This is a genomic window from Clostridium sp. 10cd* (assembly GCF_044336395.1).
In the GTDB taxonomy this organism is placed as follows: domain Bacteria; phylum Bacillota_I; class Bacilli_A; order Erysipelotrichales; family Erysipelotrichaceae; genus Clostridium_AQ; species Clostridium_AQ innocuum.
This window is the reverse complement of sequence record NZ_CP172347.1, coordinates 327,205-338,945: the sequence shown is the minus strand read 5'-3', so window position 1 is coordinate 338,945 and position 11,741 is coordinate 327,205. Positions and strand designations below refer to the sequence as shown.

At 42.1% G+C, this 11,741-nt stretch carries 14 protein-coding genes; 1 reads left to right on the top strand and 13 read right to left on the bottom strand.

All coding sequences use genetic code 11. The features are described from left to right. Positions 1-167 precede the first annotated feature (167 nt). On the top strand, positions 168-800 hold the full coding sequence (locus tag ACG3M1_RS01730; protein ID WP_044904035.1) for a transaldolase family protein: 633 nt from the start codon (positions 168-170) through the stop codon (positions 798-800). A 187-nt stretch (positions 801-987) separates the two neighbouring features. Here ACG3M1_RS01730 and ACG3M1_RS01725 read toward each other — a convergent pair whose 3' ends face one another. The 13 genes from ACG3M1_RS01725 to rpmE form a co-directional block, all read right to left on the bottom strand. Further along, entirely contained in the window at positions 988-1,611 is a 624-nt protein-coding gene (locus ACG3M1_RS01725) for a dihydroxyacetone kinase subunit L (RefSeq protein ID WP_008818282.1), read from the bottom strand. Between the two features lie 11 nt (positions 1,612-1,622). Next, positions 1,623-2,633 (bottom strand): dihydroxyacetone kinase subunit DhaK, encoded by a 1,011-nt coding sequence (locus ACG3M1_RS01720; RefSeq protein ID WP_002607031.1) that lies wholly within the window; start codon positions 2,631-2,633, stop codon positions 1,623-1,625. Then, positions 2,614-3,246 (bottom strand): histidine phosphatase family protein, encoded by a 633-nt coding sequence (locus tag ACG3M1_RS01715; RefSeq protein ID WP_002607030.1) that lies wholly within the window; start codon positions 3,244-3,246, stop codon positions 2,614-2,616. The genes ACG3M1_RS01720 and ACG3M1_RS01715 overlap by 20 nt, the downstream gene beginning before the upstream one ends. A gap of 1 nt (position 3,247) precedes the next feature. Next, complete coding sequence (locus ACG3M1_RS01710; protein ID WP_002607029.1) at positions 3,248-3,916, bottom strand: class II aldolase/adducin family protein; 669 nt, start codon at positions 3,914-3,916, stop codon at positions 3,248-3,250. Continuing rightward, positions 3,910-5,988 carry a BglG family transcription antiterminator gene (locus ACG3M1_RS01705; protein ID WP_395814718.1) on the bottom strand — a complete coding sequence of 693 codons (2,079 nt, stop codon included), beginning with the start codon at positions 5,986-5,988 and terminating at the stop codon, positions 3,910-3,912. The genes ACG3M1_RS01710 and ACG3M1_RS01705 overlap by 7 nt, the downstream gene beginning before the upstream one ends. Before the next feature lie 77 nt (positions 5,989-6,065). Beyond that, positions 6,066-7,064, bottom strand: a complete 999-nt coding sequence (locus tag ACG3M1_RS01700) for a dihydroxyacetone kinase subunit DhaK (RefSeq protein ID WP_008818280.1) — start codon at positions 7,062-7,064, stop codon at positions 6,066-6,068. Continuing rightward, the gene (gene dhaL, locus ACG3M1_RS01695; protein ID WP_009270228.1) at positions 7,048-7,719 is read right to left on the bottom strand and encodes a dihydroxyacetone kinase subunit DhaL; all 672 of its coding nucleotides are present in this window, start codon (positions 7,717-7,719) and stop codon (positions 7,048-7,050) included. Before dhaL ends, ACG3M1_RS01700 begins: the two co-directional genes overlap by 17 nt. Before the next feature lie 2 nt (positions 7,720-7,721). Further along, positions 7,722-9,101 (bottom strand): PTS galactitol transporter subunit IIC, encoded by a 1,380-nt coding sequence (locus tag ACG3M1_RS01690; RefSeq protein WP_002607025.1) that lies wholly within the window; start codon positions 9,099-9,101, stop codon positions 7,722-7,724. Positions 9,102-9,133: 32 nt separating this feature from the next. Further along, on the bottom strand, positions 9,134-9,418 hold the full coding sequence (locus tag ACG3M1_RS01685) for a PTS sugar transporter subunit IIB (RefSeq protein WP_008818278.1): 285 nt from the start codon (positions 9,416-9,418) through the stop codon (positions 9,134-9,136). A 12-nt stretch (positions 9,419-9,430) separates the two neighbouring features. Continuing rightward, a complete protein-coding gene (locus ACG3M1_RS01680) occupies positions 9,431-9,715 on the bottom strand; it encodes a PTS sugar transporter subunit IIB (RefSeq protein WP_002607023.1) in 285 nt (94 codons plus the stop codon). Beyond that, positions 9,715-10,179 (bottom strand): PTS sugar transporter subunit IIA, encoded by a 465-nt coding sequence (locus ACG3M1_RS01675; RefSeq protein ID WP_008818277.1) that lies wholly within the window; start codon positions 10,177-10,179, stop codon positions 9,715-9,717. Before ACG3M1_RS01675 ends, ACG3M1_RS01680 begins: the two co-directional genes overlap by 1 nt. A gap of 402 nt (positions 10,180-10,581) precedes the next feature. Further along, positions 10,582-11,175: a thymidine kinase gene (locus ACG3M1_RS01670; RefSeq protein ID WP_008818276.1), complete on the bottom strand. Its 594-nt coding sequence runs from the start codon at positions 11,173-11,175 to the stop codon at positions 10,582-10,584. A 209-nt stretch (positions 11,176-11,384) separates the two neighbouring features. After that, complete coding sequence (rpmE, locus tag ACG3M1_RS01665) at positions 11,385-11,588, bottom strand: 50S ribosomal protein L31 (RefSeq protein ID WP_002607019.1); 204 nt, start codon at positions 11,586-11,588, stop codon at positions 11,385-11,387. Between the last annotated feature and the right edge of the window lie 153 nt (positions 11,589-11,741).

Here is an 11,741-nt window from a genome sequence, read left to right as displayed (position 1 = left end):
TTTTTCACCGCTGTATAGAAGACAGCTATACAGAGTGCTTCCATAATGATACGGAAAAAAAATACAGGAAGATATTTACCGCATCCTTATGGAAACAAAGGTTGCATGATGAAGGCCCAAATATACACAGATTTTGTATACTTAAGAAAAAGAAGAGGAGTGATGGTATGCTGTATCTGATTGACAGCGGAAATGCACAGGAAATAGAAGAGGCTTTGATGCTGGGCGCAAGAGGTGTAACAGCCAACACAAGTATGTATCGCAAAAACGATATCCGACTGCATGATTTTGTTAACGGCTATTCAAACAGGGAGCTTGATTTCCTAAGTGGAGAGGTCATCGGAACCTATGAGGAAATGCTGCAGCAGACAGAGGAGCTTCTTGCCCTATACAATGAGATCGTTATTAAAATCAATTTTTCAAAGGATGGTCTGCATCTTGCAGACACGCTGCATAAACGTGGAGTTAAAACGGCAATGACACTGATTTTCACCATGGGACAGGCTGTGGCTGCCATCAATGCCCATGTGGATTATCTGTTTTTCTTTATCGGAAGAAACGAGGAGTACGGAAGTGATGCCATGCGTATTCTCAGCAATATTCAGGAAATGATAGCAGCTAAGAGATATCCGGTGAAAACCGTTGCCGCATCCATCAAGAATCTGGCACAGCTGGAGAAGCTGGCAGCAATGAAGGTGGACTATGCCGCGATTCCCTACACATTGTATATGAAATCACTGGAGCATCCGTTAACCGATAGTGGAGCACGTACCTTCGAGGATGATTTTTATCTACGATAAAGGAAATGTAGAAAATCCGTTTGTCTATCTACTATAAGAAGGACTGTCATCATATAGACACAGTCCTTTTCTTTGTTTCCTATCCGAATTTCAGTTTGCGTCTTCCCTTGCTACTTTATGCACCGATCACGCAGGCATGACGTATACTATCTGGCTATCTGCATTCAGAAATAGTTAGCCACCATTGCTATTTAACGGATTTCACAAATGCCTTCATCATCAGCATAGCAACGCAGGCCCCCGGATCTTTCAGCGAACGGCTCATTTCTCCTCTGGTAGCCGCCCTGCCATGAACCGCCAGCATGGTAGCAGTATTTTCATAGCCTGCACATGCTGCCTCATATGCTTTTTGTGCGAAGCTTTCCAGGCTCTCATGGTTTTTCAGGCTGCTTCTCATACTCTGTACAGCAGGGTCAATACCATCAAGGAACGTTTTTTCGTTTATGTTTGCTTTTCCTCTGTGCATCACACCAGCTTCATATGCCTGAAAGAACTGTGCTATATGGTTCAGATCGAGCTCACAGACACCCTTTAACGCTTTCCCCGCCTGCATAAATCCACTTGCCATCAGGGTACCCATTGTGGAGGGTACGGCAACAGACATCGCTTTTCCTGCCATATATAATAGCTTGCCTGCATCTGTTTCATCGCTTTTGCGTACAGCCTCCGCAGCAGCCTGAAAACCGTCACTCATCGTTAAGCCGAGATCCCCGTCTCCCACGATACTATCCTGTTCAATTAAGAACTCTCTATTCTCCTGCATAACCTCTGCAAAACAGTTTAACAGGCTTTTTATATATTTAACATCCATATTAAATTCTCCTACAGCTGTTTAAAGAACGGGGTATTTGCCGGATAATCAATCAGCTCTGTAAGCTCTTCGTCAAGCTTCAGTAAGGATATGGATACTCCTGCCATTTCCAGTGAGGTTGCATATTCCCCCACATAATAGCGGTGAACAGCTATTCCTTTATCCATGAGAAGCTGATTGATTTTTCTCGTTACGATATATTGTTCATCCAGTGGAGTCGCCCCCAGACCATTTACAAGTACCGCAACACGATCTCCAGGTGCATAAGGAAGATCTTCTATTATCTTATTCATCATCTCTTCTGTTATCTGATCAGCTGTTTCAATCTTTCCTCTGCGAATACCCGTTTCTCCATGAATTCCCATTCCGATTTCCATTTCATCCTCTTCGATATGAAAACCGGCATGCCCGACACGGGGAACGACACAGGATGTTAAAGCAACACCCAGCGTCCTTGTGTTCCAGCTTGCTTTTCTTGCAATGCGTGTCACAGTGTCAAGGCTCATCATTTTATCAGCAGCTGCTCCGGCACATTTATAAACAAAGAAAATACCTGCAACACCCCGCCTTGTTGTCTTCTCGTCCTGCGAAAGCGGCCCGATACTAGCGACGTCATCTGCACCAAGCACTGTTTCCACACGAATTCCATCCTCAAAATCCGCCATTTCTGCCGCCATATCAAAATTAAATATATCCCCATTGTAATTTCCGTAAATATAGAGAACTCCGGCACCTGAATCAATCTCTTTTGTGATTGCATGCATCTGTTCAGCGCTTGGAGACTGAAAGACATCGCCTACACTGCAGCCGTCCAGCATACCGTCACCTACATATCCCAGAAACAAAGGCAGATGTCCGCTTCCTCCACCGGTTGCGATTCCCACCTTCCCTGCTTTTTTTGTTTTGGTAACCAGACATTGCGGATCATCATTTACATATGTCAATTGATTTTGATGAGCGATATAGATCCCTTCCAGCATCTCCGATAGATACTTATTCGGGTCATTGATAATCTTTTTCATAATAGCCTCCCTTTGTAACATATTCTGTTGAGTTGATGCATTCTACCGTGTACCTTCCCTTATGATAGCCGATAATTGTCACACTGCAATTTCCAAACCTCACTTCATTCCTCAGACATTCTTCATAAACTTCCTTATCCGCAGTATGCAGAGCAGCCAGTATGGAAATTCCATGACTCACACATAGAATATTCCCATGTCCCCCTTTATTCTCTTCCAATATTTGTCTCATTGTCTGATGGATTCGCTGGCAGACATCCTCCAGATTTTCTCCACCGGCAGCCTTCCATGGAAACTGAATTCTCTGTAGATAGGTTTCACATCCGGCAAATGTATTGGCCTTGGTTTCAAAGGTACCGAAATTCATTTCCTTCAGACCCCTGCACATGGTTATCTCCATATTTCTTTTTCCCCGTATATAACAGGCAGTATCATAAGCGCGTTCACTTGTTGATGAATATATCTTCTCAAACGGTGTATTTGCCAGTCCTCTTCCCAAAGCCTTTCCCTGTGCGATTCCCTTTTCCGTCAACGGAGTATCCGACCATCCCTGCAGCGTATGCCATATATTGGATAGTGTTTCCCCGTGGCGCACAAAATAGAAATACATCATATCACTGCTTCGGGAATTTGATTTCTTTTGGGTATTCCCATTTCTGTAATTCTTCCTGAGCGAATGATTTTGGTTCCTTGCCCTGTAAAACAGTTACTGCATTATAATAAAGCTGTGCCAGTTCCTCAATATAAGCGGCCTTCAAAAAGGCTTCATAAATATCCTGTGAATCAAAGGCTACAGCGCCATGACTTTCCATCAAAAAGCTTTCAGCTTCCATGCATGCATCAACCACACTGTTTGCCAGCTCCATCGTCCCCGGTCTTCCATAAGGCGCCACCGGCACGCGTCCCTTTGTAAGTCCCATATTTGCGACTTCATATACGATAGCAGGAATCGGCTTATTTAATAATGCAAACGTAGTTGCATACATAGAATGGGTATGTGCAATAGCATTCGCATCCTTTCTGGTCTTATAAATGGTAATGTGCATCAGCGATTCACTTGTCGGTTTTAAACCGGACAGGTTTTCAATTACATTGGCCTCCAAATCCATCACAATCATATCTCTTGGAGTCAGCAGCTCACGATCCACACTTGTCGGTGTAATAACAATATAGCCGCTTTTCACATCACGGGCTGAGAAATTCCCTGATTTATGCTTACATAATCCATCACGCTGTGCTCTTTTCGCAATCTCACATACATCTTTTTTTAAATTCTCTAACATACCTCGTACCTTTCTTTAGATATTATATCTAATATTTCCGAAATGGAGTCTGTAGACTTCATCCGAGTAAAATCTTCTTCATTTTCTACGATATCAATCAGTGCATACAGCGCCTTTAAATGAATTTCACGATTTGGTGTTGCCATAACGACAACGATAACAGCTTCCATATAACCATTGAAGCAAATACTTTCCGGCAGCTTTAGAAGGGACATGCCCAATGCATTAACCCCCTCCTCTACACTTGCATGTGCCAGCAGCAGACCATCCGCAATCGTCCAGATCGGTTTATCATATTTGACGCTGTAAATCATATTTTCTATATATTTCGTTGTAATACAGCCATTTCTCAGCAATGGTTCCGATGCAGTTTGAATAGCTTCCATCCAGGTTAGTTCATGCTCTGCTATATGCACGGTTTCCGGTGTTAACAGATCATGAAGATTGTTTGTGTCCATTTGATGGCAATGCTCTGTCAGAACCATTTCCTGCGTGGTTTCACCAAGATAGCTTTTTAATGCCGTCAACAGTCCTTTACGGTCCTTTACATCCACATATTTACTAATAACATGCAGTAGACTTGCTGAGTTAACCTCATAAATAGTTTTATTCAAAAGCTCGTTGAACACCTTTTTGCGAAGATTATGCAAATCGTTATCATCCATAATCGGCTTTACCAGAAATTGTGGTACCGCTGTATCAAGATGAACGGTAGCAAATACAACATCATATTCCTTATGGTATTCGTAAAACTGCCGTGAGGATAAAGAACAAAGAAATTCAAGCTCAGGGAATGCCTCCTTCAGCTTCAGAAACAGAAAATTGGAAATGGAAATACCATTGGTACAAACGACAATCGCTCTTCTTTTTTTCTCAAGAAAATCCAGTGTTCCTTCCTTTGTCATCCACCCGCCAAACAGGATGGTGATATACGCCATTTCCTCCTGCGGAATAAGAATATGGAACATCTCCTCAAACGGCACCATTGCATGTCTTGTGATTTCAAATAGATAGGAATGATGAGGAAGTATCATATTGAGAATATTGCCTTCGATATGATACTGATAGCGTATTCTGTAAAGGGCCGGTTTCAGATGCTGAATCAGAGCATCCAGCAGGGCCTTACGATCCTGAAAACGAATACAGACGAGATTTTCAAAATTCTCAAGTGTCTTCTCTGCCGCTTCCGCCAGTTCCTTTTCAAATTTCTTACTGCGGCTGTCTTCAAAATTAACACTTGATATCTGAAACTGTGATACCAGATATAATTTATCCATTGTATTCTGGATATCATATTTAGCGAAGATATTCATAATAGAGCCATATTCACTGGTACCTGCAATATGCTGATAATCCTCCGGAAGCACATCCAGAAATTTCTGAGCCTCGATTCGAATAAGAATGAAATATAGGATAAAGGGAATCTCCCGTATCCGTTCATCGGTATAACGTACTTTCAAGGTTTTTTCTACTTCCTCTACATCGGCACAAAGCATCCGGATCCGTTCCTCATCAATTTCAAGTATGGAAAGCAGAATAGATTCTCCGCTCAGCAACGGCAGGATACTTTGAATCATGCGAATCATCAACGTACGCTTTTCATATTCCTTGCCAACCAGATAATATCCCTTGGAACGATCATACCATAGCTTCAAATCGAATTCCTGTAAAATCACCGTCTGCAGTTTTTTCAAATCATTCAAAACCGTATTCTTGCTAATCCTCAGGATCGAGGTGAAATGGTTAATGCTGAGTTCCTCTTTATGCTGCAAGAGAATCAGGGCAATCAAGTAAAGACGCTCTTTTTCTATAAATACATACGTACCTTCATCAAAGGTGAACTGATTTGTTTTATAGGAATTGATAACATTATGGGGTATGATAAATTTCCCCGTCCGCATTCTTCCGATTTCTTCAAATCCATTTTCCTTCAGATAAAAATTTATCTTCGCTAAAGAATAACTAAGCTGTTTTCGTGACAATCCTGCTTCTTTTTCCAGTTGAGAACCACTGATCGTCGGATTATTTACAAGCAGTTTTAAAATATTCAAGCCTCTTTCATCCAACGACATTGCGATTCCTCCTTATAAATAACGTAATCAGCAGGACAGCATCATCCTCTACCGATCCGCACAGCTTTCCTCAAATTTCATTTTATAGTGATTGCCGGTGTATCAACAGGAAAATCCAGCAATTCTTTAAATTCTTCCTTCATACGCATCACCGTCAGCGCAGCTCCACTCATCTCCAACGAGGTTACATAATCACCTACAAAGGAGCGATAGACTGAAATATCGCGTTCTGTAAAATAATTCTCTATCTCATCATAAAGAACATAAAGCTCCATAATTGGCGTTCCGCCCAGCCCGGATACGATGACAGATATTTCTTCTCCATGCTTCAGCTTTAAATCTGCTTCTATTTTCTCACAGAGTACCGCGGCGATTTCTTTTGCGCTTTTCAATGATTCTACAATCAGCCCGGGCTCACCATGATGTCCGATACCATATTCCATGGTACCTTCCTGAATCTCAAAATTAGCATGACCGACAGCAGGTATTGAGCAGGGGGTCAGCCCTACACACAAGCTTCTGGTTTCATTCACAGCAGCCTGTGCTGCATCGATCACTTCATCCAGCGTACCGCCAAGCTCAGCCTTTGCACACCCGATTTTCCACATGAACAGACTTCCTGCAATTCCATGACGCTTCTCTTTTTCATCCAACGGTGCGCTTGCAATATCATCATTGGCCGTAACATAGCGTACATTTACCTGCTGCATTGCCGCCATTTGTACTGCCATTTTCACATTCATATTATCGCCGGCATAATTGCCAAACAGACAGGCAACGCCTGCACCGGTATCAGCCTCTAAAAATGCCTGATGAAACGCAGTGGCAGGGGGAGAAGAAAATACTTCTCCTACTGCTACGGCATCCAGCATGTGTTCGCCAACATAACCAAGAAAACATGGCTCATGACCGCTTCCCCCTCCGCTTACGATTCCTACCTTATGCTTCCTTTGCCGGTTTTTCACAACTACATGATCGTTCTTTTCACTGATATGAAGGATATCCTTATGACATTTCACATACCCCTTTAACATATCATCTACAATCATGTCCGGATCGTTAACAAATCGCTGCATCTCCAGTCTCCTTTCGTGAAGCTTTTTCCAACGCTATTATCGTTGAGCAGAATGTCTGCAGAATCAGGCAGCAGGAGGTTGCCCCTGCATCCTGATGACCGATTGATTTTTCTTTCAGACGTGATGCTCTGCCTAATTTAGCCTGCATATCACAGGTCGCCTGCATCCCCTCTTCTGCAGCCTGTGAGCAGGCTGTAAGAGCAGCGCATGTATCCTGTGTTTTTTCAAAGACTGATGCATACGCTGAAACAGCAGGAGCAAGGACATCTACCAATGTTTTATCTCCTGGCTTAGCCGGTGAGATCATCTGAATATTGTCATAGGCCTGCTTCAGCATCTTTTCAATGATTGCACCGTTAATGTATTCTGCATTTCCCAATGCGGCCTGCATTCCCATAAAAATTGAACCGTAGAGAGGCCCCATGGATCCTCCTATTTTTTCCATAAGCACACAGGAAAGCGTGCACAGCGCTTCACTTAATGTCTCGTTTTTATCCACCTGTGACTTTGCGATCGTTACTCCTTTATTCATATTGATACCATGATCGCCATCACCGATTGCACCATCTATTTCACTTAGGTAATCCTTATGCTTTTGTATTGTATCTATGATATTCAATACGATAAGCTTACCTTCTTTATTAGTAAAAGACATGCCTACTCACCTGCTGCTTTTGCATTACCATCCTTCGCCTCGGCAAGCTTGTTTTCTTTGCTTAATGCGCGGTAGTAGAATGCGTAGCAGGTAACCCATACAAACAATACGATAATCGGAATCCAGTTGCCGTTGATCACATCAAATACCTGTGAAATTGCATACGTGAATACCGGCCCGTCAATCGAGGAATTGGAAATCATTTCGCCGGCCTTCAATGCTACCGCACCGGTTGTGTTTGCAAGGTCTGTGATAAAGGGAGCAAATGCAGTACCTACCCACAGGAACGCAGGAACTCCAAGTGTGCATAAAATAAGCATTCTCGGAAGATTTCCCTTTGTTACAAGATAAGCAGGAACAGCAAGTGCTATATTGATGATTCCTGCAAACGGCAGTATCGCATTACCCGGTAAAAGCATTGCACAGATCAAGGTTACCGGAACAGACCAGATGACTGCCAGCCATATTTCATTGGAACCGCCAAGGAAAGGCCAGTCAAGACCGACAAGCAGTGTTCTTCCCTTGAATTTTTTATTCATAAAGTCAGATACCGCTTCACTAATTGGTGACAGTGCCTGCATAAAATATTTTGTGATGACCGGGAACAGTGTTAAGGCTGCGGCACACTGAATAGCAAGCGTCAGTGTTTCTGCGACAGGATATTGAGCAAGCAAACCGAAGATAACGCCCAGAATAAACCCCAATACATGATTCTCAGCAAAGATACCAACTTTATCCTTTAATGCAGCCGCATCAAATTTTTTGTTAAATGCAGGTATCTTTTTCAACAGGCAGTCAATCGGATACATCAACGCTCCAAACAGGACCATCTTATGTGTACAGGTTACGCCTGGAATACCGGATAATTCTTCAATTCTGCGCTGGTGCACATCCGCTGTTTTTAATTCAAATACAATCTGTATGGCGGCTACCAGAAATGCCAGCGGTACGCTGCCGGTAATTGCCACAACGCCAACCGCTGTAAAAATCTTACCCCAGACATTCCATAAGTCCGCATTGAATGTATTTGTTTTTTTAATAACCAGCATGATTATATTGATGACAATCATGAGTGGAAACATTAGGAACGCATATGGCCAGGACCAAGAAATGGTTGACATTGTGGTCCAGCCACCATCTACGATTGGCAGAGATATCCCTGTATTTTTCAGCATCGCTTCCGCAGCCGGTGAAATTGCCCCCGTCATAAAATTGATCAGCATCGTCATCCCGGTAAACGCTACCCCCAGTGTAATACCTGCGGATATTGCATCCTTCAATTTCATTCTAACAATCAAACCGGCAATGATAATGATGATAGGAACAAAGATTGCTGCGCCTAAGCTTAATAGATAATTAACAACATCTGATAAAATTTCCATTATATTTCCCTTCTTTCTCTTCCTTCAAAGTTCTATTTTGCGTTGTTTATTGCCTCAATCAATTTACTCAGTTCCGCATCCTGATTCATGCCTGTCAAAAATGCGATTCCGTTGATTACAGGGATTGGGTATTCCTTTGTGACCTTTGTTATTGTGATATATGCTGCAGCATCTACAAGGTAACGGTCTACCGATTTTAAATCTACGGCATCTACCTTTGCATCAACGTTTTTTTCCTTCAGCAAACGATTTACCTTTGATGCCACTGTCTGACTTGTAGCTACTCCGCTTCCGCAAGCCACGATTACTTTTTTCATAATGTTCTCCTTCTACCTGTTTTTTATGATTTTGATAAGTTCTTGAAACGCTTCTTCTTTATGCTCTCCTGAGAGAAAAGCAAGTCCGTTAACAGTAGGAATTCCATAATCCATATGACTATTTGTAATATCGATATAGGCAAGAGCTCCATGAAGCTCTCTTTGTAAAGAACGCAGGTTCACTGCCTCCACCCTGACATTGGTGATGTTCTCTTTTTCCAGCATGCGATTGATACGAAAAGCCACTGTTTGAGAGGTTGCAACCCCATTCCCACAAGCAACGATTACTTTTTTCATTAGAGTCCTTCCATTTGCTTCACTATTTCCAGAAATTCTTCCTTTGTTGCGGCCTTCAGCAAGCTTTCCATCGTGTCCTCGTTCTGAAAGTTCTGCAGCAGCAGCTGTAGAATTTCCACATGTCCCTCTTCTCTTTTAAAGCCCAGAAGAAACACAATTTGTACCGAAAGGATGCTGTCATTGTTCGCCATTTCACACCAGCTGATTGCATTTTTCAAACGAACAGGTGCAATAAACTGCTTCACGATGTTGATGGGATCGGAATGCGGTATTGCAACCGGATAAGGCTTTACCGGCAATGCGGTAGGATAATCCTGTTCCCGTTTTTTTATGGCTGATAGAAATTGTTCTGTTACATAGCCCAGATCCACAGCCTTTTTGCTCATGACTTCAAAAAACTCATCTGTACTTCTCACATCTAAATCAAGTTCACAAAGCTCATCACAGATCAATGTATCATTCATCTTATCAAACCTCCTTTTGTTAAAGGAAAATCATATTTGCGCGCAAGCTCTTCCTTACAAAATAAGTATATTTTATCGAAACCGTTTTCACAAGAATTGTTAGGTACTATGTTTGGATATACGTTTGCACATCACTATGATGAGCATTCACGTTGTGCAAAAAATAAAACGATTCTCTTTGAATGAGATACCAGCAAGTACGAAAGTACATTCACCGGCAATGATTAAATGCCGGTACATAGCTTTTAATTGGAAATTTACAGGAAGTCTATATTCTGAATAGATAAAAGCAATAGGACATGCGTGTGAAAAAAAGAGCCACGCATTAGCTCATACCTTATGAGGATATTAAAAAAAGCAGATATATCCGATTCGACATATCTGCTTTAAGTAAATCTCTGTTTATTTATGGATCAAAGGCTTCCCCGGCACCTCATGGCAATGACGGCATCTTGCCTCGTACTGCTCACTTGCTCCCACCAGAATGATTGGATCATCATAGCGGGCGGCTCTGCCGTCAATCAGCCGCTGACTTCTTGTGGCAGGTGCTCCGCATATTGTACACACCGCTGTCAGTTTTGTAACGAATTCCGCATGTGTAAACAGCTGCGGCATGACACTGAACGGCTCCCCGCGAAAATCCATGTCCAGCCCGGCAACCATGACACGCTTTCCATGATCTGCAAAATAATCGCATATCTCTACAATCTCTTCATCGAAAAACTGTACCTCATCGATTGCAATTACATCATAGCTATCATCTATGTAATCAAAAATCTCATGCGCACGGTTTATCACAAAGCTTTTTGCCGTGCTTCCGCAATGCGAAACAACACATTCCTCACTGTAGCGATCGTCGATTTTCGGTTTAAATACGGCGATTTTCTTTTTCGCATATTCCAGTACCTTGATCCGACGAATCAGCTCCTCTGTCTTTCCTGCAAACATACAGCCGGATATTACCTCCAGCCATCCTTCCTTATACTGCTGATACATAACGACACTCCTCACTAACATTACGATTTGTATTATATCATAAAGTGATTCCGGTATGTGCAATTTACATCTGTTACTTAACTTTCATTTTCTTTCATCCTATATCTCAGCTTTTAGGTATACCCTTATCCAATTCCTGTAATTCAGAAAATATAATCCTGTAAAACTATAAAAGAAAAGAGGCATATGCCCCTTTTCCACTGTAGTTGTTATTTAAGTCCGTATTTTTTGTTGAATTTTTCAATACGTCCCTGTGCAGCAGCGAATCTCTGACGTCCTGTATAGAAAGGATGGCAGTTTGAACAAGTATCAACACGCAGCTCTTTGCTGGTTGAACCAGTTTCAAATTCAGCTCCACAAGAAGTACATTTTACCATAATACGGTGGTACTCTGGATGAATTCCTTTTTTCATTTTAACTCTCCTTCCGCCTTAAACCTCAGGTGGGTTTAAAGTAAGTGCTATACAATTATAGCAATAAGTTTCTGCGAAAGCAATAGGTTTTTAGTAAATTCACATAAGAAATACATGAAATATTTCGTGTGAGACATTGCGAATCGCAGGACC

Coding starts and splice junctions, on each gene's coding strand:
- ACG3M1_RS01710 (WP_002607029.1), bottom strand. CDS start 3,916: ATGTTAGAGAATTTAAAAAAAGATGTATGTGAGATTGCGAAAAGAGCA.
- ACG3M1_RS01690 (WP_002607025.1), bottom strand. CDS start 9,101: ATGGAAATTTTATCAGATGTTGTTAATTATCTATTAAGCTTAGGCGCA.
- ACG3M1_RS01670 (WP_008818276.1), bottom strand. CDS start 11,175: ATGTATCAGCAGTATAAGGAAGGATGGCTGGAGGTAATATCCGGCTGT.
- ACG3M1_RS01720 (WP_002607031.1), bottom strand. CDS start 2,633: ATGAAAAAGATTATCAATGACCCGAATAAGTATCTATCGGAGATGCTG.
- ACG3M1_RS01675 (WP_008818277.1), bottom strand. CDS start 10,179: ATGAATGATACATTGATCTGTGATGAGCTTTGTGAACTTGATTTAGAT.
- ACG3M1_RS01715 (WP_002607030.1), bottom strand. CDS start 3,246: ATGATGTATTTCTATTTTGTGCGCCACGGGGAAACACTATCCAATATA.
- ACG3M1_RS01725 (WP_008818282.1), bottom strand. CDS start 1,611: ATGGATGTTAAATATATAAAAAGCCTGTTAAACTGTTTTGCAGAGGTT.
- ACG3M1_RS01680 (WP_002607023.1), bottom strand. CDS start 9,715: ATGAAAAAAGTAATCGTTGCTTGTGGGAATGGGGTTGCAACCTCTCAA.
- rpmE (WP_002607019.1), bottom strand. CDS start 11,588: ATGAAAAAAGGAATTCATCCAGAGTACCACCGTATTATGGTAAAATGT.
- dhaL (WP_009270228.1), bottom strand. CDS start 7,719: ATGTCTTTTACTAATAAAGAAGGTAAGCTTATCGTATTGAATATCATA.
- ACG3M1_RS01705 (WP_395814718.1), bottom strand. CDS start 5,988: ATGTCGTTGGATGAAAGAGGCTTGAATATTTTAAAACTGCTTGTAAAT.
- ACG3M1_RS01730 (WP_044904035.1), top strand. CDS start 168: ATGCTGTATCTGATTGACAGCGGAAATGCACAGGAAATAGAAGAGGCT.
- ACG3M1_RS01685 (WP_008818278.1), bottom strand. CDS start 9,418: ATGAAAAAAGTAATCGTGGCTTGCGGAAGCGGAGTAGCTACAAGTCAG.
- ACG3M1_RS01700 (WP_008818280.1), bottom strand. CDS start 7,064: ATGCAGCGATTTGTTAACGATCCGGACATGATTGTAGATGATATGTTA.